This is a genomic window from Nostoc sp. LEGE 12454 (genome assembly GCF_056620565.1).
In genome coordinates this window covers 11,845-33,239 of record NZ_JBWQXL010000033.1, presented here as the reverse complement: position 1 = coordinate 33,239, position 21,395 = coordinate 11,845, and the positions used below count along the sequence as shown (strand labels likewise).

Here is a 21,395-nt window from a genome sequence, read left to right as displayed (position 1 = left end):
ATGCTCTAGTACTAGCGAAATAAATGCTTTGCATCTCAAGTTATGTCTAAACCAAACCCGAATCTGAAATCTGGCGATTTTTTGAGCCTAGTAATCTTACTGCTAGGGGCATTTATAGTTTTACTACCACTGTTTGTGGTCTTTCTCACCTCCTTTGCACCGACATCCGCCAGCCCAGAAAATTTGTTCAAAAATAACTGGTCTTTAGCAAATTACCGCGTTGCGTGGCAACAAGGAAAATTTTTGCTGGCGTTTGCTAATTCTACCTTGGTAGCGATCGCTGTGACGGCGTTTCAGATTGTCACTTCTGCTTTGGCTGGTTACGCCCTAGCACGATTGAAGTTTCGGGGACGCCAAGCACTGCTATTAGTCGTTTTAGCAACTTTAGTGATTCCCTTTCAGTTATTGGTGATTCCTATCTTTTTGGTATTGAAGTGGGGACACCTGATAAATACATACTGGGCGCTGATTTTACCCACTGCGGTTAGCGGATTTGGGATTTTCTTATTACGCCAGTATTTCCAGACAATTCCTGTAGAGTTAGAGGAAGCCGCAGCGATAGATGGGGCGAACCGACTGCAAATTTTGTGGCGGGTGATGTTACCTTTAGCTCGTCCGGCCTTGGTGACGTTGTTTTTGTTCACCTTCATCGGTGAGTGGAATGATTTGTTTAAGCCTCTAGTATTTACCACAAGACCAGAATTAAGGACAGTACAACTAGCGTTGGCTGAGTTTCAGGAGCAATTTACGAATAATTGGCCTTTGATGATGGCAGCAGTAACAATAGCCACAGTGCCAGTGATGGTATTATTTCTCATCGGTCAGCGTCAATTTCTTCAGGGTATTGCTGCGACAGGGATTAAGAATTAGTGGGGAAGCCGGTAAATGGAAGCCCGATTTTAGTTCCTAGACGAGATGCCCACTCTACAATAAATAATTTGAATTGGTGCGATCGCAAAATCAGCTGCAAAGAAAATCCCGCAGGGAAACATGAACTTTTATGACACTCAGCGTAATCATTGCTAACTAAACTGAAGCAATAATTATACACATCCCGTCAGGAACGAAAATACTCATGAGTTCTCAACAAGTTATAGACCCTGAAATATTACAGCAGTTACAAGAAGAGATTCAGCAGAAAATGGATGAAAGCCTAGAAAACGCTGACTTACATTCAGTGCTTGAAAAGTACGGCTTATTAGAATATAGAGTCTTGAGAATTCATTGGCAGTGTAATCTCGATCCCAATCAACTCAAATCTGATGATGCAGGTAATGAACAGCAACCCAATGCATTATTGCCAGAAACTCCAAGACCTTCAATACCAGAAATTGTGTTAGTCAAAAAAGCATTGTGTATCCCTTGCCCATCAACTGGCAGCCCTTTAGGCTGTTACTGCTAAATAATTTAATCTTCAGACTACAAAGAGTTTATTCTAGTGAATGTAAAAATACTAAACTTTGCATTTATGTAGTAGTTAGGCTACAAAGATAACATCAGCGTACTAACATCACTACTTAGCAAAAAGCAGTATTTTAATAAACTCTGATGTTTTGAGCGCCAGTTTTTCATGTCTCAAAATCGAAGCAGTTGCCACTGGAAGTTAGGAATAGTGAGTACTTTAGTAATTGCTAGAGTGCTCACTTTTGCTGAGAGTTTTGCCTTAGCTCAAATTCAAAAAGATGCCACACTTGGATCTGAAAGTTCAATCATTACACCACAGCTAATCAATGGTCAGCCTATAGACCAGATCGATGGTGGAGCAGTTCGTGGTACAAACCTGCTCCACAGCTTTGAAAAATTTTCTATCTCTGCGGGAAGGACAGCCCATTTTAACAATGCAATCAATATTCAGAACATCATCAGTCGGGTGACAGGCAATTCTGTTTCTAATATAGATGGCATTCTCAAAGCTAACGGTACAGCCAACGTATTTTTGATTAATCCTAACGGCATTGTTTTTGGATCTAATGCTTCTTTAAATATTGGCGGTTCATTTGTGGCTAGTACGGCGAGTAGTTTTAACTTTGCTGATGGTATAAAGTTTAGTGCTACATCTGGTCAAACTACACCTCTACTCACAGAAAGTGTTCCTATAGGTTTACAATTCGGAACAAATGCTCGACCTATCCGCAATCAATCCCAAGCAAGTCCCAATAATGCAATTAATACCTTTGGACAAGGTGTTGGTCTACAAGTGCAGCAAGGCAAAACCTTAGCACTGATAGGTGGTGATATAACGCTAGAGGGCGGAAATTTAACGGCAAGTGGGGGAAGAATTGAGTTAGGAAGCGTTGCTGGCAATAGTTTGGTTAGTCTGAATTCAACAAATCAGGGTTGGGCGCTAGGATATGAGGGTGTTCAAAATTTTCAGAATATCGAACTCACCCAGCAAAGTGAGATTCCATCTACTGTAGATACCAGTGGCAAAGGTGGCGGTAATATCCACCTGCAAGGACAACGAGTACTGGTAACTGACGGTTCACAAATTTTGGCTTTTACCCTGGGAGCGCAACCAGGAGGAAATTTAACAGTGAACGCTTCCGAGTCTATAGAACTTGGACTAAATGCGTTCTTGTCTACTGGAACTTTCGACACTGGAAACTCTGGAAATATAAATATTACTACTAAAAAGTTGATTGCCAAAGATGGAGCGCAAGTCTTAATGTTCAATGTTGGTTCGGGATTGGCCGGGCAATTGACCATTAACGCCTCAGATTCCGTAGAACTAATCGCAGGCATCCCCATTTCTCCTTTGCCAGATGGTAGTGATTTAACATCCAGTGGATTATTTAGTGCAACTTATGGCGCTCAAAATGCTGGCACCATAACAATTAATACTGGAAAGTTACGTATCGAGGGAGGGGCAGCAATATCAACAAGTTCTGAGGGTGTACTTAGGCGTTTTTCTAATCAATTTATACCAGCTACAGGAAATGGAGGAGATTTGATAGTGAACGCCTCTGAGTCCGTAGAATTAATGGGAACCTCAGCAAACGGTTCTAGGCTCAGTAGCTTGTTTGCTGGGACTCAAGGGACTGGAAATGGCGGTAACTTGACCCTAACTACAGGGCAATTGATTATCAAAGATGGGGCGGCAATAACTGTCAGCAGTGAAGCTCGAAAAAATGTTAACTATCAAGGCGGTGTACCCAATTTAGGTCTAGCAGGCGAACTCAATATAAGCGCTCGTTCCATCCTGCTGGATAAAGGAAAACTCACATCTAATAGTGAGTCAGGTAAGGGCGGTGACATTGGGGTACAGGTGCGGGACTTATTACTGATGCGTCGCAACAGTCAAATCTCTACTAATGCCGGAGGTGATAAAACTGGCGGTAATATCACCATCAATGCACCTAATGGCTTCCTCGTCGCCACTCCTTTCGGAAATAGCGATATTACCGCTAACGCTAACTTTGGCTCTGGTGGTAAAATCGCGATCGCCGCTAAAAATACCTTTGGGTTTGTGTCACGCACCCGTGCAGAGGTGGAGAGGCTCGATCCAAAAGATATAAACCCGAATAACATCCCAACAAGTGACATCACTGCATTTTCTCAGCAAAATCCTTCATTAAGTGGCACTGTACAAATCAACTCACCGGATGCTGACCCCAGTAAAGGATTAGTGGAACTACCTGTAAATCTGGTTGATGCTTCGCAGCAAATTGCTGCTGGTTGTAGTTCTGGTGGAGAAATAGGAAGAAGTTCATTTGTTACTACAGGGCGTGGAGGAATACAAGCCGATCCTACAGAGCCATTGATAGCTGATGATGCAGTGTTGGCAGATTGGATCGCACTCCCTCCAGAGAGTCAGAATCGGGCTGAGGGTATTCAGAAAAGAGCGGTTATTCAGGCGCAGCGAAATACAGAAGAAAAATCACAGAAGGTTAATTCTGTCAATGAGCCTACTCAAATTGTAGAAGCCCAAGGCTGGGTAGTGGATGCTAATGGAAACGTGGTTCTGGTTGCTCAAGTACCTACTGCATCGCCCCATAACTCCTCGCTCGTCGCTACATCTTGCGGTGCTAATTAAAATTTGAGATTCTCATAACTTTTGTTGGTGCGTTCGCGTAGCCCATCGTAGACATCGTTTCTTTGCAATGAACTTTATTATATGAGCGATCGCTAAACTCAGGTGTGGTGCCTTGGTATAGCCTGCGTAGACATCGCTGCTTTGCAATGAGCTTTATACAAGCGTATAGCCTTAATCAAACGTGAGTTCGACGGATAGAAAACGGCAAAAAGCTTGCTAGATATGAAACATGAGAAACTGAGCGACTTGCCTTGACTTGTGCCGACGTGAAATGGGATAAACAAGACAAGCTTAAAGTAAACAGCGTTCAATCGTCGCTACAACTGATTGAGAAAGAGTATCGAAGTCGTAACCACCTTCTAAGCCAAACAGAATTTTACGAGTTAGCCCCAAACAATAATCAGTAAATAAAGCGTAGTCTTCTGGCTGTAAATTAATACTTGCCAAAGGATCTTCTGCATTGGCATCGTAACCAGCACTCACAATTAGTAAATCTGGCTGGAAGTTCGCTAAAAACGGTACTACCTGTTTTTCAAATAGTGGTTGATATATTGCAATATCACTACCAGGGGGTACTGGTAAATTTAATACGTTATTGTGAAAACCTCGTTCTGTCGATCTTCCCGTACCGGGATAGCATGGGTACTGATGTAGAGAACAGTAGGCGATGCGTGCTTCAGTTTCCACGATCGCCTGAGTACCATTACCATGATGTACATCCCAATCAAGGATGGCGACGCGGTTAATTCCAGGTTGTTCTAAAGCAAATAAAGCGGCGATCGCGGCATTAGAAAATAAACAAAAGCCCATCCCTGCATCACTTTCAGCATGATGTCCTGGGGGACGCGCTAGTACAAAAGCTGGATTAGCCGACTCTAAGACAACCTCAACTCCATCCAACCATGCACTGACTGCCAACAATGCCACATCATAACTGCGTGGGGAAACTGGCGTATCTCCATCCAAAGGGCCGCCGCCACTAGAAGCGATTTGCCACAGTTTTTTGATGTATGCTGGGCTATGTGCTCTAACCAACGAAGACATCAGCGATGGCTGTTCTGATGCTGGTGTAGGCAAGTGCCAGGTGATTTTATCAGCAAATGTAGCTGCTTTTAGGGCATTGGCGATCGCACTTAAACGTTCTGGTTTTTCGGGATGGTATTTTCCAGTCTTGTGATCTAAAAATTCGTCGGAATATATGACTGGTAGCATAGGACGAAAAAGGTCGGCAGCAAGACAATGAATTTTATTGTATCCTCACTGGTACAAAGAGTTTTCCCTTGTACTAAATCTTTGGTCGTTTACTTTCGAGGACTTCTGTTGCTTTCTGTTCAGGAAGTGGGCGGTAGAATAAAAAGCCCTGTACCTCCTCGCAGTTGATAGATTTCAAGAATTCCAATTCCTCTTCTTTCTCTACCCCTTCGGCTGTTAACTTTAATCCCAAACTGTGTCCCAAGGTAACTATGGCCTGGATAATATGAGCTACTTTGGCATCCTGCGTCAAATATTGAATGAAAGATTTATCTATTTTCAGATTGTGGAGTGGCAAAAGTTGTAGGCGCGAGAGCGAGGAATGACCTGTACCAAAGTCATCAATGGAGATGTAAATACCCATCTGCTGTAGCTCCTCTAAAACCCTTCTGGTAAAACCCAAGTCCTCAATCGCTGTGGTTTCCATAATTTCTAATTCTAAAAAGCGCGGCTCCAGACCCGTTTGTTCTAAAACCTTAGCTATAGTCTCTACCAATTTGGGTTGGCGGAACTGCTTCAGAGAAAGATTGACAGCGATCTTAATCGGTGGCAATCCAGCATCTTGCCATGCTTTATTTTGGCTACAGGCCGTCTGTAAAGTCCATTCGCCGATGGGGACAATTAATCCACTTTCTTCGACCAAGGGAATGAATACACTGGGGGCGACCAATCCCATCTCTGGGTGCTGCCAACGCAACAGAGCCTCCATACTAGTAATTTCTCCTGTGGCAATGTTCACGCGAGGCTGATAGTAAAGCTTAAATTCATTGCGTTCTAGGGCATAGCGCAAGCTCTTTTCTAAAGTCAATAGTTCAGGATTTTTAGCACTCAGAGAAACACTGTAAAATTGGTAGTTATTCCGCCCTTTGTCTTTGGCGTAGTACAAAGCAGCATCTGCGTGCTGGATTAGTGTTTCGGTGTCAGGGCTGTTGCTATCAAGTAAGGCAATACCGAGGCTAGCAGTTACATAAAGTTCATGCTCTTGGAGATGAAAAGCATCCTCTAAGGCTTGTAAGATTCTCTGCGCCACCAAAGTTACCTCTTCAATATCATTGACTCGTGGGAGTAAAATAGTAAATTCATCGCCTCCCCAACGGGCTACAGTGTCTCCACCTCTGAGTGAGTCTTTTAATCTTTGAGAGACGCTTTGTAACAATTGGTCTCCCAGAGTGTGCCCCAGAGTATCATTAATGACCTTGAAGCGATCCAAATCGAGGAAGATCACAGCTAAACTTTCGCCATTGCGAGTGGCGTTGGGCAGAGTTTTACTGAGCAGCTCGTTAAATAGGAGACGATTGGGCAACCCTGTCAGCAAGTCATGGAGGGCTTGATAGCGAATCTTTTCTTCTACTTGCTGACGCTGCCGCGCACCAATGATACTGGCGGCCATGGTCAAAAGAGTAGATTCTTCATGCTTTGACCAATGACGTTCAAAGGTGCAGTCTGCCAAGCCAAGATACCCCCAGAAATCATTATCCAAGCGAAGAGGTACCAAGAGAAGGGATTTAATGCCATCTCGAATCAGGAATTCTTGTTCGGCGACAGGAAATTTTTGAGTGATGCCGCTAATCGACTGGCCGCTAGAGAGAACTGTGTACCAACGGGCTAATTCAGGAGCTTGATAAAGCTGATTCTGCCAATGGTGGTAGGTAGATTCAATCTTAGATTGTGTCCATTCAAACCGTAGGCTGACTGCCATTTCCTCTGTAATAGGATGGAGATGGTTCTGAAACAGATAGGCACGATCTGCCTTGGCAGCTTCACCCACTACAGCTAGAGCTAGATCGATACCAGTTTCGTAATTCATTTCTCCTAGCAAATAATTGGCAGCTTCTGCAACTGCTTGTAGCAAGCGATCGCGCTGGCGCAGTTCGGCTGTAGCTTGCTTTTGCTCTGTAATATCTCTAATAATAAAAGTTCTAATTAAATCACTTTCCGGAAGATAGAGAACGGATTGTTCAAAAACTTCCGTACCTACTTCCACCTCTCGCACAAAAGAATTGTTTTCTAGATTGTTAACTCCAATCAACAGTCCCGTTAAAATTGGGTGTTCTGTCCCAACTTCCCTAAGATTGGGAAACTTGATAGCTGCGGCTGGATTGAGATACGTAATTCTTCCCTCGAAATCCATCTCAATAATTGGATTGGGAATGAGTTCAGGAAAGGATGCTAGGCGAGCTAGAGCAGACTCACTAGCTGCTTCAAAGCTGGGATCGATGGCTAAAGTTTGAAACGGATTGGCAGGACTGGCTTGCTCTGATAAAAAACCAGATAAGTCTTCAACATCAAAAGATTCAGAAAATGCTTGTTCGGAAATGTTGGAAATAGCATAATATTTAGCCTGAGCTTTATTACTGCCAAAAGCTATGATATCTCCATGCCTAAGATTATGAGAAAAGCATTTAGTGCCATTTACAAATAAGCCATTAGTACTTCCTTTCCCCTTATAGTTACCATCAATAATCTGGAAGCCGTATTGGTCAGTTTCTGGAACAGTGACTCGCAATAAAATTGCATGTTGCATTGATACCGATCGGGAAGCCAAGACAATAGTGTTTGCAGGATGCCGCCCCAGAGAATAAGTAGTCTCTCGCAAGGGGACAGTTCGCCGCCCTTCTAGGTCTTGGATGACCAACAGATGGCGTATTTTTTCCCGCTCATTTCCTTGCATGGCTGTTCCTCAAATTTCTCATATAATTAATATTTATGTCTTAGTCTGAAAAAGACTGCTCCTATAAGTCCAGAATTTCAGGCTGCACTTATGGGAAAACTTGCTCAATCAAAGTTCTCACCATCTGCGTAGGCGAGCATTTACCGCAGGCATTGCAAAATTGGTATGAGGGTGTAAACGAGCCTTTACCTTCATGATTGACCGCACTCAGCGCTAACGGAACTCAGCACTCTTCTTTTTATAGAATGAGTTGGCTAATTGTTCAATCAGTTTTTGTAGTAGAAATTATAGTTTTTTCTCTACTCATAGATAAGTTATAAACTTTGTTCCTTCGTCTATATCATCTAACCTTGTCTTTCTTAGGATACCCAGATTAACAATTCAAAATTAAAAGTTCAAAATTGTACCCTTTATAAAATACCTAATCTCCAACCTCATAAACTTAGAGACTTTTTATGTCCTATATATAGATTATTAGTCCAAGAACTTAGGGATATAAGATAGAGAGGTATGTTTAACTTTTCCTTCCCCTGATAATGGGGTTGAAAAAGTGAGCATTAGTTAAGCATGGTTAATGAGTACGAATTCATACCTATTATTTACAATCGAATGCTGAAAGTAAGTGTTTTGAGCATTGGATGAGCATTTTAGAGAGAGTGAAGGCTGAAAGTGTTGATATTATGTCGGTTTATCGTAATCTGCAAGAAACTCACTTAAATCGTGCCCGCGCCAGTCTCAGACAAGCGCTTTCTTGGTATGGATATCTTCGCAAGTCAGGACAGTTATCATCTAACCCAGAATTAGTAGGTTTGATGAAACCAGAATTGGAAGCTTTGAATGCCACACTCAACAAGCTGGATTCAAACGTCATTAGAATTGCCGTCTTTGGTTTGGTGAGTCGAGGAAAGTCAGCAGTTTTAAATGCCTTGTTGGGAGACAAGATTTTGCAAACTGGGCCCCTGAATGGTGTCACCCAATGGCCCAGGTCCGTGCGCTGGCAGCCCAGTGAGAAGGTACTAGTAGAGTTAATTGATACCCCTGGATTAGATGAAATTGAGGGGGAGTCACGGGCGGATATGGCACGAGAAGTAGTACATCAGGCGGATTTGATTTTGTTTGTCGTGTCTGGTGACATCACGCGCACTGAGTATCAAGCGCTGCTGCAATTAAGGCGATCGCAAAAACCCCTGATTTTAGTGTTTAACAAAATAGACCTCTACCCAGATACAGACCAAGGAGCAATTTACCAAAATTTACAACAACTGGGTGCAGGGCATCCTGAAGCAAAGCCTCTACTACCTGATGAAATTGTGATGGTGGCAGCGGAACCAGCAGCAATGGAAGTCCGCGTTGAATGGCCTGATGGGCGTGTCACTTATGAATGGGAAACACCACCACCGCAAGTAGACGAACTCAAAGAGATAATTCTGAATATTCTGAATCGGGAAGGGCGATCGCTTCTGGCTTTAAATGCACTGATCCAAGCACGGGATGCAGAAGCCGCGATCGCTCAAAAAACCATCGATTTACGCGAAAAGGAAGCCGAAGAAATTATTTGGCAATTTACCAAATACAAAGCTTTAGCAGTAATGCTCAATCCCATCGCCTTCTTAGATATCCTTGGCGGAACTGTTGCTGATTTAGCTTTAATTCGCGCTCTCGCTAGATTGTATGGTTTGCCGATGACTAGCTATGAAGCCGGGAAAATTTTAAAAACGATTTTATTTAGTTCTGGCGGCTTGCTACTTGGAGAGTTAGGTAGTAGTTTTGTTTTGGGTTTAGGTAAAAGTACGGCTGCAATCGCCAGTGGTGACAATCCCAGCAATATTACTGCTTTTGCTAGCAGTGCGATCGCTCAAGCTGGTATCGCAGGTTATGGCGCATATTCCGTTGGCAAAGCTGCTCAAGTCTATCTCGAAAAAGGCTGCACTTGGGGACAATTAGGTGCTAGCAGCGTCATTCAAGAAATTCTCTCTCAAGTCGATCAAAATACAATACTGTATCGTTTGCGACAAGAGTTAAACATAAAGTATTGAGAATAATTAAAAACTGCTATCTTTTTGTTACCGTTTATAAGCGTTTATCAACTTCTATCAAAGTCTTCTGACAATTAACTGACATTCTCAATTTGGGATGCAAGATTGAGAACATGACCACCTCTGCTTGCGATCGCAACTAGTGGAATTCCCGTACCTTTTTTAATCAAAAAATGACAAGAGGGTAATCCCACTCAATTTTGCGAAAAAGATGGCGGTGTTTACCACTACCTCTTGTGGGAAGCCTATCTAAACTAGAAATGCGAGCTGATTGAGGTCATTAAAAGCTCGCAGCTAATAACTCTGTCTGTAAATTAAAGGTGAAAGTATCATGACAACTACCCTAAAATTTGAAATTGCTGGGGCGGCAACTCTTGAAGAAGCCATTACTAATGCCATTACTGAAGCCCGGACAACTTGCGATCTAGATGGCAGCAATTCTGCTGGTTGTGCTGTAGCCTGGGACATTGTAGAAGAATTGCAAGCCGAAAAATCTCATCAACACCAAGCAAAATCCAAGAAAACCTCTTTGGAAAATTACTGCGATCGCCATCCAGATTCCGTAGAATGTCTAATCTACGACCTTTAATAAGCAAGAATTCAGGAGTCAGGAGTCAGAATTCAGTATGAATTGGAGTCCGAGTGGAGATGATTACGTGGGTTAAAGTCCCCCACTAATTGATTCTGAATTCTGCATTCTTCTTTAACTCTTGCGTAAATCAGTTGTTGCTGATTGCGTTATTTGCTTAATTGCCTCTAAATCAAGTGGTGGTGTTTCACTTTCCATTGCCAACCACAAAAGATATTCGATATTCCCAGCCGGGCCAACGATCGGCGACCAAGTTAAGCCTTTGTATTTCCATCCTAATTCGTGGGCAGCTTGCAACACCTGGAAAATGGCATCAGCTTGGTCGTTTGGATCGCGTACAACACCTTTTTTACCCACACGGGATCTGCCAACTTCAAACTGTGGCTTGACTAACAACACAGCTTCTCGGTTAGCTTGAGTTAATTGCCACAAAGCAGGCAAAATCTTAGTTAAAGAAATAAACGATACATCCACCACCGCCAAATCAGGAATCGCGTCATTTTCGCCATATAATTCATCCGGTCGTAGTTGGCGTAAATTGGTGCGTTCCCGCAAAATCACCCGCGGATCGTTTCGCAACCGCCAGTCAACTTGTCCGTAACCGACATCAATACCGTAAACTTGTTTTGCTCCAGCTTGCAAAAGACAATCAGTAAAACCACCAGTAGAAATCCCACCATCTAAACAAATGCGCTCTACTACAGGAATGGCAAATACTGACAAAGCTTTGGAGAGTTTTTCACCGCCTCTAGAAACAAAAGGCGATCGCTTTTTAATATTTATTTGAGCCGAAATATCAACTTCAGTACCAGGTTTATCAACTAACTGCTGATTAACAGTAACTTCCCCCGCCTGAATTAGCCGCTGTGCTAAGGCGCGAGAAGAACATAAATTTAATTCTACTAATAGTGTGTCGAGTCGCTGTTTAGCCAATTAACTAGACTCTCCTGGTAAGATTAAAGCCAAAGCACGATTGATAATTTCTTCCCGGTTAACCAGCTTTTCTAATTCTTGGACTTCATAACGACCTTCTTCTACTTCTAGGGAAGCTTCATTACTGGCATTTAAATAAGCTTCTGCTAAGATTTCTAACAATTCTTCTGGCGTGAGATAATAGCCTCCAGCTTTACGCCGCTTATTTTCCCGTTGAATTTCCAGAACCGAATTCCGAATTGAGACTTCCCAAGAACGAGTTGTGCGGCTTTCAGCTTGTTGTTTAATCAAATGCAACAACAGAATCACTGCATAGCTACGAATCGTCTTAATTATGTCATTTCGGCTCATTTCCTCTAATTCTTCAACTATAATTAATGCTCCTTGAACATCGCCCTTAACAAGTAAGTCTTTCAGGGTTAATAATTCTTCCATCATCAGCGCCTCAAGTATCGGCAACTTCTATTGTGGCTTATAGAGGTTCTAGTTCAGATAACAGAAGCTAATGCGTTTAATCTATGAGCGATCTCGCTACTTAAATGTATTATTCTTTGCAAATACATAATATTCAGATAATTAAGATACAGCAAAATCGGTGTATTGCCGTAGTTCAGCAGGATGGAAACCCAAGACAATATCTTCGCGCAAAATACCCGCTTCTAATAATGCCTCTGCAACTGGCTGGGAAGTCCCATCATATTGAATCCACACTTTATCATTAATAATATCTATATGTACCACCGAACCATGTACGCGGCGCACTCCATCCCAGCCAATGTGTAACACTTCGTAGTGGTCTCGCTCCAAATCAATGACTGCTTCTGTCTCTATTTGACCGTTAGCAGGCTTGTGACTAGCATAGTCAAATATCAACTGACGAATAATTTCACGATACCGAGCTAGCTTATCCATCTGATAATCCTTTCTAGTTGCTCGTCAAAGACAATTAGGTTTATTCCTATACTATTAAGAATTAGCTGACCAAAGCGTTCGGAAAATATACCTTCGTAAACCCGCTTGGGAACTGCTAAATAAAGTTGGCGTTTTGGTTGTAGTTCTTTAAGCACGCTACGATAAACTTCATACTGTCCTACAGCTTCCTGGAGGTCATTCACGGGAGAAGGACTCAGAAAACTTTTGATTTCAACAGCTATTTTTTGATCGTCTCTCTCAGCAGCAATGGTAACTCTTTCTGCTCCAATATCTACGTAAAGTTCTCTACCCCCGTATGCCAGGTATAAGGGATTGTTGGTTATTGTCCAACCATCTGCAATAAGTGCTTTAATGACTGCGGTGTGGTAGATGTCTCTGGCTGGCATTAGTCGAAATATAGCTCCAAAAACACAGCTTTAATCTAGCAAAGTTATTTTACAGAGGCGCGATCGCAAATTCAAATAAATAACTAATAGAAATATAAGATGTTCCTTTGAGGAGTCGAAGAAAAGCCGCACCATGCAGAAATTCTAAATCGTTAATACTCATAGAACTATTAGCCCAAAATTATTTATATCAATAATAAATATCATAAAAGCAGGTATAAAATTATTTAAGTACTACTAATTAATTTGTCAAACAAAATTTTTTTGTATTAATAAAAGTAAACGCACCTTGCCAATCAAGCCAAAGTGCGATATCTAAGTCCACTTAAGATTACAGGAACTTTGTTTGTATAGTTCCACGATTTCTGATTGCCAGAGCTAGATGCTAAATATCTATTTCGCTCAACTCACGTGTGATGTGATCGAATGGTTCATCTACAAAAGCAGTATTAACCACACCTGCTGCTGCTACTTGCCCCTTAATTAGATCCTTGAGAATCTGGATACCGCGAACTGTAGGCCCAATAGGCACTCCTAAAGAATTGTAAGTTTCCCGCAGCCCTTGCAGCACTCGCTCATCCAATACATTGGTGTTCCCAGCAACCAGCGCATAAGTGGCGTAGCGCAGATAGTAGTCCATATCGCGCAGACAAGCTGCATAACGACGAGTTGTATAAGCATTTCCACCAGGGCGAATCAATTCTGGCAGTTCTTCAAATAACTGCAAACCAGCTTGCTTGACAAGTGCAGCCGCATTAGAATTAATTGCCGCCGCCGCTTGTACTCTTGCTGTACCACTATCAAAGTAAGACTTTAGGCTATCGATCGCATTCCGGTCAAAATATCGACCAGCTAGGTCATAATTCTTAATTAAACTTGTTACTGCATCGCGCATTCCTTCTTCTCCCAATCATTGCTATTTATGGTTTGATATTTATTTGGCTGCACTTATGCACCAGTAAAGTTTTGTGCTATTAAAAATAGATTCGGCACAAAAACAATCTATCCACTACATAAGGATTTTATGTCAAAGTTGACCCCTATATGATGAACTTTCCAGTTTTGTACAGATGATCGCCGAAAGGTTAATATAACCTGATAATCCAGATATCTGTAGTACAAGCTACAAAATCAGCTAATGTCTAGTATTTAAGATATTTCTGGTGTGTCACGGCCTGATTGAGATCGGCAGGGTTAGGATGCAATGTAAGATTCTGGTTTACTTTAGGAAATTGGTAGAGAAGGAGTAACAATGACAACACCACAAGAAGTCTTGGAATTGATCCGAGACCAACAAATTCAGCTGATCGATCTCAAATTCATCGATACAGTAGGGACTTGGCAGCACCTCACACTGTACCAGAACCAAATCGATGAGACTGCATTCACTGATGGCGTACCGTTTGACGGTTCCAGCATCCGGGGTTGGAAAGCGATCAACGAATCGGACATGACGATGGTACTCGACCCCAACACTGCTTGGATCGACCCCTTCATGGAAGTGCCAACACTAAGTATAATTTGTAGTATCAAAGAACCCCGCACGGGTGAATGGTACAACCGTTGCCCACGCGTTATCGCCCAAAAAGCAGTAGATTACTTGGTTTCTACTGGTCTTGGTGACACAGCTTTCTTTGGCCCTGAAGCTGAGTTCTTTATCTTTGACAATGCTAGATTTGCCCAAACCGCCAACGAAGGCTACTACTTCTTAGACTCCCAAGAAGGTGCTTGGAATTCCGGTAAAGTCGGTACAGATGAAAAACCTAACTTGGGCTACAAACCACGCTTCAAAGAAGGTTACTTCCCAGTTTCACCGACGGATTCTTTCCAAGATATCCGTACAGAGATGCTGTTGACGATGGCACAATTAGGTGTGCCCATTGAAAAGCATCACCACGAAGTTGCTACTGGTGGTCAGTGCGAACTAGGTTTCCGTTTTGGTAAGTTGATCGAAGCGGCTGACTGGTTGATGATTTACAAATATGTCATCAAGAACGTTGCCAAGAAATACGGCAAAACCGTCACCTTCATGCCAAAACCAATTTTTGGCGATAACGGTTCGGGAATGCACTGTCACCAGTCCATCTGGAAAGATGGCCAACCTCTGTTTGCAGGTGATAAGTATGCTGGTTTGAGCGATATGGGATTGTACTACATTGGTGGTCTTCTCAAACACGCACCAGCGCTGTTGGCAATCACCAACCCTAGCACCAACTCATACAAGCGCCTAGTACCTGGTTATGAAGCTCCTGTTAACTTGGCTTACTCCCAAGGGAACCGTTCTGCTTCTATCCGTATTCCTTTATCTGGTACTAACCCCAAAGCCAAACGTTTGGAATTCCGTTGTCCAGATGCTACTTCTAACCCCTATTTGGCATTTGCTGCAATGCTTTGTGCTGGTCTCGATGGCATCAAGAACAAAATCCATCCTGGTGAACCCTTAGATAAGAATATCTATGAACTCTCTCCAGAAGAACTGGCAAAGGTTCCTTCAACTCCAGGTTCTTTAGAGTTGGCGTTGCAAGCACTAGAAAAAGATCACGCCTTTTTGACTGAATCAGGCGTCTTCACGGAAGACTTTATCGAAAATTGGATTGACTACAAGCTAGGTAACGAAGTCAAACAGTTGCAGCTACGTCCTCATCCCTACGAGTTTTACCTCTACTACGATGCTTAATGAGAGTCGTATTTAACTAAAAAGTAATAATTCTTGCCACCCTAAAGTAAAGGGTGGCTTTTTTTTCCAGACTTGTCAGTTGAGACATTCAATCAAAAAATCCAACTTATGACTCCTGAAACTTAGCTCATGGAAGCGTGGCTGGGGCCATAAATCATCCGGCTGCTAGCATCTACTTTCCCTTGAATCGGATTCCAGTAGTGAGATACTTCTTCAGGAAGACCAAGTTCTTGTGCCGCACGCATCAGCATTGATTGTTGGCGATTCTTGACTTGTTGGTGTTCGCGCACCATTAATGCACGAGATTTATCTGCGATAGACATAATCATAGTCCTCTCTATTTGTGAATATATAATTTTTGGTTCGTCTATAAACTACTATAGCGAAAATTCTGTAACATAAGCTACTTTTTAGAAAAGTTTATATTTGCGTTTGCTGACAATATTAGGTATTTTTCCCCAAAGCTCGAAAAATCTTTCCTAATCTACTTTTGATGGCTAAAATCATCTGGCTTCAGATTTGTCTCACCTGAGAACCTTTACCTTTCCAACAGTCAATAATTTTTTCGTTACAATTATTTACATAGAAGTATCAAAACTTTAGCTATTTTTATGCCTGAGAGTTTAACTAAGCTGACTTATCAAACCTTTCAGCAGAGCAAAAATTACTTTGGTCTGGCTCACAAAATATTAAGTTCACAGTTGAGGAACCTGGTGTATCCGACACTTGAACAAAAGACCAGACCCATCCCGAATCAGCTTTTACTCAAACTTCAACAGAGATTGAATCAGTTGCTGGAAACAGACTGGCAAGATGCTCAAAAAGGTGTGTACCCGGAAAGTTTGTTGTTTGACAACCCTTGGGATGACTTTTTCCGCTACTATCCCTTGGTATGTCTAGATTTACCTCAAACCTGGGACCGGGTTCAACAACAGAATTACCAAGATTTTTCGCCCGAAATTCATACAGATGGTTATCCCAGCTACTACGTGCAGAACTTCCATCACCAAAGCAATGGCTACTTGAGTGACTTGTCAGCTAATTTATATGACTTACAAGTAGAAATTCTTTTTGGTGGGGCAGCCGATCCAATGCGACGGCGGATTCTCGCTCCCCTCAAGCAAGGACTGAAAGCAATTGATTCGGTTGCACCACGGCAAACCCGTATTTTGGATGTAGCTTGTGGAACTGGGCGGACTCTAAAGTTAATTCGGGCAGCATTGCCGCAAGCATCCCTGTTTGGCACAGATTTATCACCAGCTTATTTGCGTAAAGCAAATGAACTACTATCCCAAATTCCAGGAGAATTGCCGCAACTTTTACAAGCCAATGCCGAAGAGTTACCCTATCTAGATAACTATTTTCATGCTGTAACTTCTGTTTTTCTTTTCCATGAGTTACCAGCAACTGTACGTCAGACAGTCATTGAGCAATGCTTCCGGGTAACAAAGCCAGGAGGAGTCTTTATTATCTGTGACTCAATTCAGTTGAGTGATTCACCTGAGTTGGAATATATGATGGATTCTTTCCCTGAAACTTTCCATGAACCATACTACAGGCATTACACTACTGATAACTTACTAGAACGTTTACAGAGAGTAGGCTTTGAGAATATTGAGACGCAAGTCCATTTTATGAGCAAGTATTTTATTGCTCATAAGCCAGCATAAAATCTTCTCAAACATTTTCTTTAAGTAAACTTTATCTAAAAAGGGCAAATGCAAAATTTTGCATCTGCCCTTGGGTGTAGAATAATTAAGAGAACAAAGAGGAGATCGCAGATACTTCTTAATATTTATTTCATTGGGAGCGATCTGCGAGAAGAAGGAATCAGGGGCAAGAGTAAGTTAGCCCCTTTGGGGAAGTTAAAAGTCAAAAGTCAAAAGTCAAAAATAGTAAGATTCGCTGCCAAGTGCAATAAACCTATACTACTTATGCGAATCTATACTGTAGATCGGCTCAGATGCAGCGCAAGAGATTTTATGCTTCGGCAAAGCACGCCAAAGCGAAGATCAATTATTTCTTGATGTAGATAGCCAGCCACTCAATGTATGAGAAAACTTATTTGGGAATAAAGTGAAGTTGCCTTAACACTAGTTTTCTCAACAAGCAAAATGTCTGAATTAGATGTGCTTTAGATTAACTAATAGCCTAAGTAACATCTATTTCTAGAACAGTTGAGGATTGAAACGCAAAGCTTCCCACCAAATATGAGCAACAGTTGTGTACCTTTTAAGAAGTTGGTGATGCTGTTAATCGAGGCACTTAATTTAATTTGCGTTTTGCTCGCCAGGATTGACGTTAACTATATATACAAAGCTTGCAGTTGAAATACTAAGCGATCGCTGAAGACTTTCGTGTATCAACTGTATATATCTCTGCCAGAAAAGCTGTGTAAAAGACGTTAGCACAACATCCTGTTTCCTGGTAATTCTGTTCCTTTGGGAAAAGAGGCATTACCCTACAGTAGTTAAACCACAGCATAGATAGTTCGGACTTTTTGTGTCACTTCTCTGCGCCCACTACCGCGATGACGTGGCGCATCATCTGAAGCTTGTTCAGATGCCGCCGAGAGCCACTGTTCCGAAGTAGGCGGGGAAGGCAGCCCTGTTGATAAGTGATTGACCATTGCTTGGCAGTTAAAAGCTAAGGGGCCGAACACCAGACTCGAGACTAAAAGTGAAATGGCAGCACGCATAGCAGATGTCTATTTTGGAACTCTCCACTTCACTGATACTTAGCTTTTTGATTAATATCCGGACAATTCATCAAAAAGTATTCTGTTTTACTGAAAATAAACTCTTCTTATCCTCCGTTTAAATGTTCAACTAATAACCAATTACCGGAGTGATTGTAACGACCCCACAATGTAACTAATTGTTCGTGGGGATAAGCGCGTAATTGCTCGTCGATATGCGATCGCAAAGTCACAAGCTGCCAATTTAGCCCTTGATATGCGGCTGGGGCTGTGACAGTGAATCTGTATTCCTGCTGTTCCAAGCGGTAAAAAATCCCTTTGAAACAGTTACTTTCCTGAATTAATGCTTTATCAAAAGCAGAGTCAGGGCAATCGCCACTAACTGGATAGGCTTGTGGGTTATCTAAGTAATACAGTTGCCAGTGCCGCCAATCCGAACGATTGGGGGGAAGATTAAACAAAGGAATAATTAGCGCTTTTGAGCGATTATCTTCTAATAAAGCCGTTTGCAGCTTTCTAATAGGTAAATCCCTCGGCTGGCAGTTTAATTCAACACATATCGCCGCCGCCATCCCTGCTGCTTGGCCAATTCCCATAACCACAGGTTGTAATCTGGTAGCGCCATTGGCAATGTGGGAGACAGAAATATTCTTTTCACACACTAAGAAACCATCTGTTGTGGCTGGAATTAAACAACTGTAGGGAATTGTAAAAGGAGTTCCAGTCCAACGCCCTCCCCAGCGGATGGATTTAGGTTGCAGTGGGAATTGAACACCAGGATAATGATGGTCATTGGCGTAGTTACCAACTGCGATCGCATCATTAAATATAGATGCAACTCTACCTCTGGCGATCGGCAAAATATCCTGTTCTCGGACAGTAGTTAGCCCCACTAAGCGGCGGCTTTCCCGGTAATAAGGATGCAGTGCAAAAGCTGTAGAGGTGTGAGGAAATACTTTTTCTGCTAAACCATAGCGACGACCAAGCTGTTTTTGGATAAAATGGGCAAAATTTTGGCTGTGCCAGCGAGATTCTTGGATGAATTCACCTCTGGATACATCTGACTCTATCAATCGCCCTACCCCTTCGCCGTAGTCATTGCCACAGATTGGCCAATTCATCATAAACAGGCCACCAGGCAAACGTCCATAATTTAAAAATGTCTCTGCTCCATAGCCATCCCAAGCACCTGTAAACTGTGATGGATTATAGTTAGGCGCAGATGGAATCTCTGGTGCGTAGGCGTAGCCCGTCGTAGACATCGCTTCACCAAAGTCCTGCATAATCACTACATAAGTAGGCGCTTGCACAGGATATTTCTGGGTTAAAGAGTTAAAAGTCACTGGGGCGCTGGGTTCTCCCCACTCAGATTGCAATTCCCAACCCCAACGGTAAGGGATGTCAGCTAAAGCTAATAAATCTCCTAATTCTGTACCGTCAAGAATAATCTTGGCTGTGACAGCAAAATCAGCAAAGCGGACACTAGTTATAGAATCACCTTGTCGGAATACCTCTAAAGGCACTTGTCCAGAAATCCAGTGCAGATTGGGCAATTCCTGCACCCAATCTGCAAAAATCTCTGCTCCAATTTGAGGATCGTAACTAAAAAAGCTTACCCAACTGTTATCTAATCCTCTCGGCTGTCGTTGTCGCAATTCCTGCAAAAATGCACCCCATAACCCCGTTTGAAAGGCTTCTAATTCATTGCCATCGGGTACAGATACACCAGCCGAAGTTAGCATTCCTCCCAACCAAGGAAATTCACTCACCAAAATGGTTTTAGCTCCGCGTCGCGCCGCTTGGATAGCAGCCACAGTGCCTCCGGTTCCACCGCCGACAACTAAAACATCAGCTGTATATGTTTGATGAACCATCACTTAACCTCACTGGAGTTCCGACATATTCTCTCCAGATAGCTTGGCATCAGACAAGATAATTTATTTTATTTTTCGGATATTTCGTTTATGTAGTGTGTATTATAAGATTTTGAACAAAGCTTAGGGCAAGAATTAGAACAGGCTAAGACAGAGAAATCACAAATCTGATAGCCTAACGTTGACTGCTAATGTTACATCTAGTATCGTTAAGCGGGGAAAAACCAACGTGAAAGCACAGGTATTTAGAGGCGTTAATCAACTTTCTTACGAAGATATCCCAGTTCCAACTCTAGAAGCAGATGAAGTGCTGGTACAGGTGCGGGTTGTGGGGTTGTGTCAGTCAGATATTAAAAAAATTCGTTATCCGCTGTATGAACCGCCGCGCATTTTTGGACATGAAACTGCCGGCACGATCGCAGCAATAGGCAATAATGTCAAAGGTTGGCAAGTTGGACAACGGGTAGCAGTGATGCACCACATCCCTTGTATGCGTTGCGCCTACTGCCTAAATGATAATTTCTCTATGTGTGATGTTTACAAAAACATCTCCACAACCGCAGGCTTTAACGCCAGTGGTGGCGGTTTTGCCGATTATGTCAAGGTTCCCGGACATATTGTGGAAAATGGTGGGTTAATTCCCATCCCGGATAACATCAGTTTTGAAGAAGCGAGTTTTGTAGAACCAACTAACTGCTGTTTGAAGGCAGTGAAAAAAGCCCAAATCGCCCCAGGACAAATTGTGTTAGTTACTGGCGCTGGGCCAATTGGATTAATGTTCATTATGTTGGTGAAGTATTTCGGAGCAAAAGCGATCGCTACCGATTTACTACCCTCTAGAATTGAAAAAGCCTTGAGTGTCGGTGCAGAAGCAGCTTTTGATGCTCGCGATCCCGATTTACCCGCCAAAATATCTGCCTTAACTGGTGGACTAGGTGTTGATGTTACCCTGCTGGCTGTTCCGAGTGAGAAAGCTTTCTTTCAAGCGCTTGATAGTACCCGCAAAGGCGGTAAAATCTTGTTTTTCGCCGAATTCCCTGATGAAGTGGAGATTCCCATCAACCCGAATATCCTCTACCGTCGGGAAATTGACTTGATAGGCAGTTACAGTTCATCTTATCGACTTCAGAATTTGTCAGCTGATATTGTATTTAATCAGCGAATTGACGTGCAAGCGTTGATTAGCGATCGCTATCCATTAAAAGATTTATCAGCAGCTGTGGAAGTTGCGATCGCACCCACACCGGATACTTATAAAATCTTAATTTATCCGCAAAAGGAAGATTAGGGAGATAGGAGAGTGTTAAAACTAGA

General features: G+C 42.5%; 19 protein-coding genes. 8 read left to right on the top strand and 11 right to left on the bottom strand.

All coding sequences use genetic code 11. The annotated features are described in order from the left end of the window. Positions 1-42: 42 nt before the first annotated feature. From AC1F2U_RS25515 to AC1F2U_RS25505, 3 genes are all read left to right on the top strand, one after another. The gene (locus AC1F2U_RS25515; RefSeq protein WP_480263623.1) at positions 43-870 is read left to right on the top strand and encodes a carbohydrate ABC transporter permease; all 828 of its coding nucleotides are present in this window, start codon (positions 43-45) and stop codon (positions 868-870) included. Between the two features lie 205 nt (positions 871-1,075). Further along, positions 1,076-1,402 carry a hypothetical protein gene (locus AC1F2U_RS25510; RefSeq protein WP_480263622.1) on the top strand — a complete coding sequence of 109 codons (327 nt, stop codon included), beginning with the start codon at positions 1,076-1,078 and terminating at the stop codon, positions 1,400-1,402. Between the two features lie 168 nt (positions 1,403-1,570). Then, entirely contained in the window at positions 1,571-4,033 is a 2,463-nt protein-coding gene (locus AC1F2U_RS25505; protein ID WP_480263621.1) for a two-partner secretion domain-containing protein, read from the top strand. A gap of 291 nt (positions 4,034-4,324) precedes the next feature. Here AC1F2U_RS25505 and AC1F2U_RS25500 read toward each other — a convergent pair whose 3' ends face one another. Together AC1F2U_RS25500 and AC1F2U_RS25495 are read right to left on the bottom strand one after the other, a co-directional pair. Further along, positions 4,325-5,245 (bottom strand): histone deacetylase family protein, encoded by a 921-nt coding sequence (locus AC1F2U_RS25500; protein WP_414517406.1) that lies wholly within the window; start codon positions 5,243-5,245, stop codon positions 4,325-4,327. A 73-nt stretch (positions 5,246-5,318) separates the two neighbouring features. Continuing rightward, the gene (locus AC1F2U_RS25495; protein WP_480263620.1) at positions 5,319-7,955 is read right to left on the bottom strand and encodes an EAL domain-containing protein; all 2,637 of its coding nucleotides are present in this window, start codon (positions 7,953-7,955) and stop codon (positions 5,319-5,321) included. Positions 7,956-8,593: 638 nt separating this feature from the next. On the opposite strand from AC1F2U_RS25495, the gene AC1F2U_RS25490 reads away from it, so the two are divergent. Both AC1F2U_RS25490 and AC1F2U_RS25485 read left to right on the top strand, forming a co-directional pair. Further along, positions 8,594-9,991 carry a DUF697 domain-containing protein gene (locus tag AC1F2U_RS25490; protein ID WP_480263618.1) on the top strand — a complete coding sequence of 466 codons (1,398 nt, stop codon included), beginning with the start codon at positions 8,594-8,596 and terminating at the stop codon, positions 9,989-9,991. Between the two features lie 331 nt (positions 9,992-10,322). Then, positions 10,323-10,580, top strand: coding sequence for a Calvin cycle protein CP12 (locus AC1F2U_RS25485; protein ID WP_322709875.1), 258 nt, complete (start codon positions 10,323-10,325; stop codon positions 10,578-10,580). Positions 10,581-10,694: 114 nt separating this feature from the next. Here AC1F2U_RS25485 and AC1F2U_RS25480 read toward each other — a convergent pair whose 3' ends face one another. From AC1F2U_RS25480 to apcB, 5 genes are all read right to left on the bottom strand, one after another. After that, on the bottom strand, positions 10,695-11,513 hold the full coding sequence (locus AC1F2U_RS25480) for a TlyA family RNA methyltransferase (RefSeq protein WP_480263617.1): 819 nt from the start codon (positions 11,511-11,513) through the stop codon (positions 10,695-10,697). Continuing rightward, positions 11,514-11,948 (bottom strand): DUF29 family protein, encoded by a 435-nt coding sequence (locus tag AC1F2U_RS25475; RefSeq protein WP_480263654.1) that lies wholly within the window; start codon positions 11,946-11,948, stop codon positions 11,514-11,516. It lies immediately after the preceding gene. A 141-nt stretch (positions 11,949-12,089) separates the two neighbouring features. Beyond that, positions 12,090-12,425 carry a XisI protein gene (locus tag AC1F2U_RS25470; RefSeq protein WP_194043486.1) on the bottom strand — a complete coding sequence of 112 codons (336 nt, stop codon included), beginning with the start codon at positions 12,423-12,425 and terminating at the stop codon, positions 12,090-12,092. After that, positions 12,413-12,832 carry an element excision factor XisH family protein gene (locus tag AC1F2U_RS25465; protein ID WP_480263616.1) on the bottom strand — a complete coding sequence of 140 codons (420 nt, stop codon included), beginning with the start codon at positions 12,830-12,832 and terminating at the stop codon, positions 12,413-12,415. Before AC1F2U_RS25465 ends, AC1F2U_RS25470 begins: the two co-directional genes overlap by 13 nt. Before the next feature lie 385 nt (positions 12,833-13,217). Next, positions 13,218-13,727 (bottom strand): allophycocyanin subunit beta, encoded by a 510-nt coding sequence (apcB, locus tag AC1F2U_RS25460; RefSeq protein ID WP_480263615.1) that lies wholly within the window; start codon positions 13,725-13,727, stop codon positions 13,218-13,220. Positions 13,728-14,084: 357 nt separating this feature from the next. On the opposite strand from apcB, the gene glnA reads away from it, so the two are divergent. Next, positions 14,085-15,509, top strand: coding sequence for a type I glutamate--ammonia ligase (gene glnA / locus AC1F2U_RS25455; protein WP_480263614.1), 1,425 nt, complete (start codon positions 14,085-14,087; stop codon positions 15,507-15,509). 122 nt (positions 15,510-15,631) lie between these two features. On the opposite strand, the gene gifA is transcribed toward glnA, so the two are convergent. After that, entirely contained in the window at positions 15,632-15,832 is a 201-nt protein-coding gene (gifA, locus tag AC1F2U_RS25450) for a glutamine synthetase inactivation factor IF7A (RefSeq protein WP_012411649.1), read from the bottom strand. A 288-nt stretch (positions 15,833-16,120) separates the two neighbouring features. Here gifA and AC1F2U_RS25445 point away from each other — a divergent pair, with 288 nt between their 5' ends. Continuing rightward, on the top strand, positions 16,121-17,179 hold the full coding sequence (locus tag AC1F2U_RS25445) for a class I SAM-dependent methyltransferase (protein ID WP_480263613.1): 1,059 nt from the start codon (positions 16,121-16,123) through the stop codon (positions 17,177-17,179). Between the two features lie 664 nt (positions 17,180-17,843). Here the strand turns inward: AC1F2U_RS25445 and AC1F2U_RS25440 are convergent. From AC1F2U_RS25440 to AC1F2U_RS25430, 3 genes are all read right to left on the bottom strand, one after another. Then, a complete protein-coding gene (locus tag AC1F2U_RS25440) occupies positions 17,844-17,966 on the bottom strand; it encodes a hypothetical protein (protein WP_480263612.1) in 123 nt (40 codons plus the stop codon). A gap of 13 nt (positions 17,967-17,979) precedes the next feature. Continuing rightward, entirely contained in the window at positions 17,980-18,207 is a 228-nt protein-coding gene (gene patX, locus AC1F2U_RS25435) for a heterocyst-inhibiting protein PatX (RefSeq protein WP_480263611.1), read from the bottom strand. A 107-nt stretch (positions 18,208-18,314) separates the two neighbouring features. Then, on the bottom strand, positions 18,315-20,081 hold the full coding sequence (locus AC1F2U_RS25430; protein ID WP_480263610.1) for an FAD-dependent oxidoreductase: 1,767 nt from the start codon (positions 20,079-20,081) through the stop codon (positions 18,315-18,317). 229 nt (positions 20,082-20,310) lie between these two features. On the opposite strand from AC1F2U_RS25430, the gene AC1F2U_RS25425 reads away from it, so the two are divergent. Next, a complete protein-coding gene (locus AC1F2U_RS25425; protein ID WP_480263653.1) occupies positions 20,311-21,369 on the top strand; it encodes a zinc-dependent dehydrogenase in 1,059 nt (352 codons plus the stop codon). Positions 21,370-21,395: the final 26 nt, after the last annotated feature.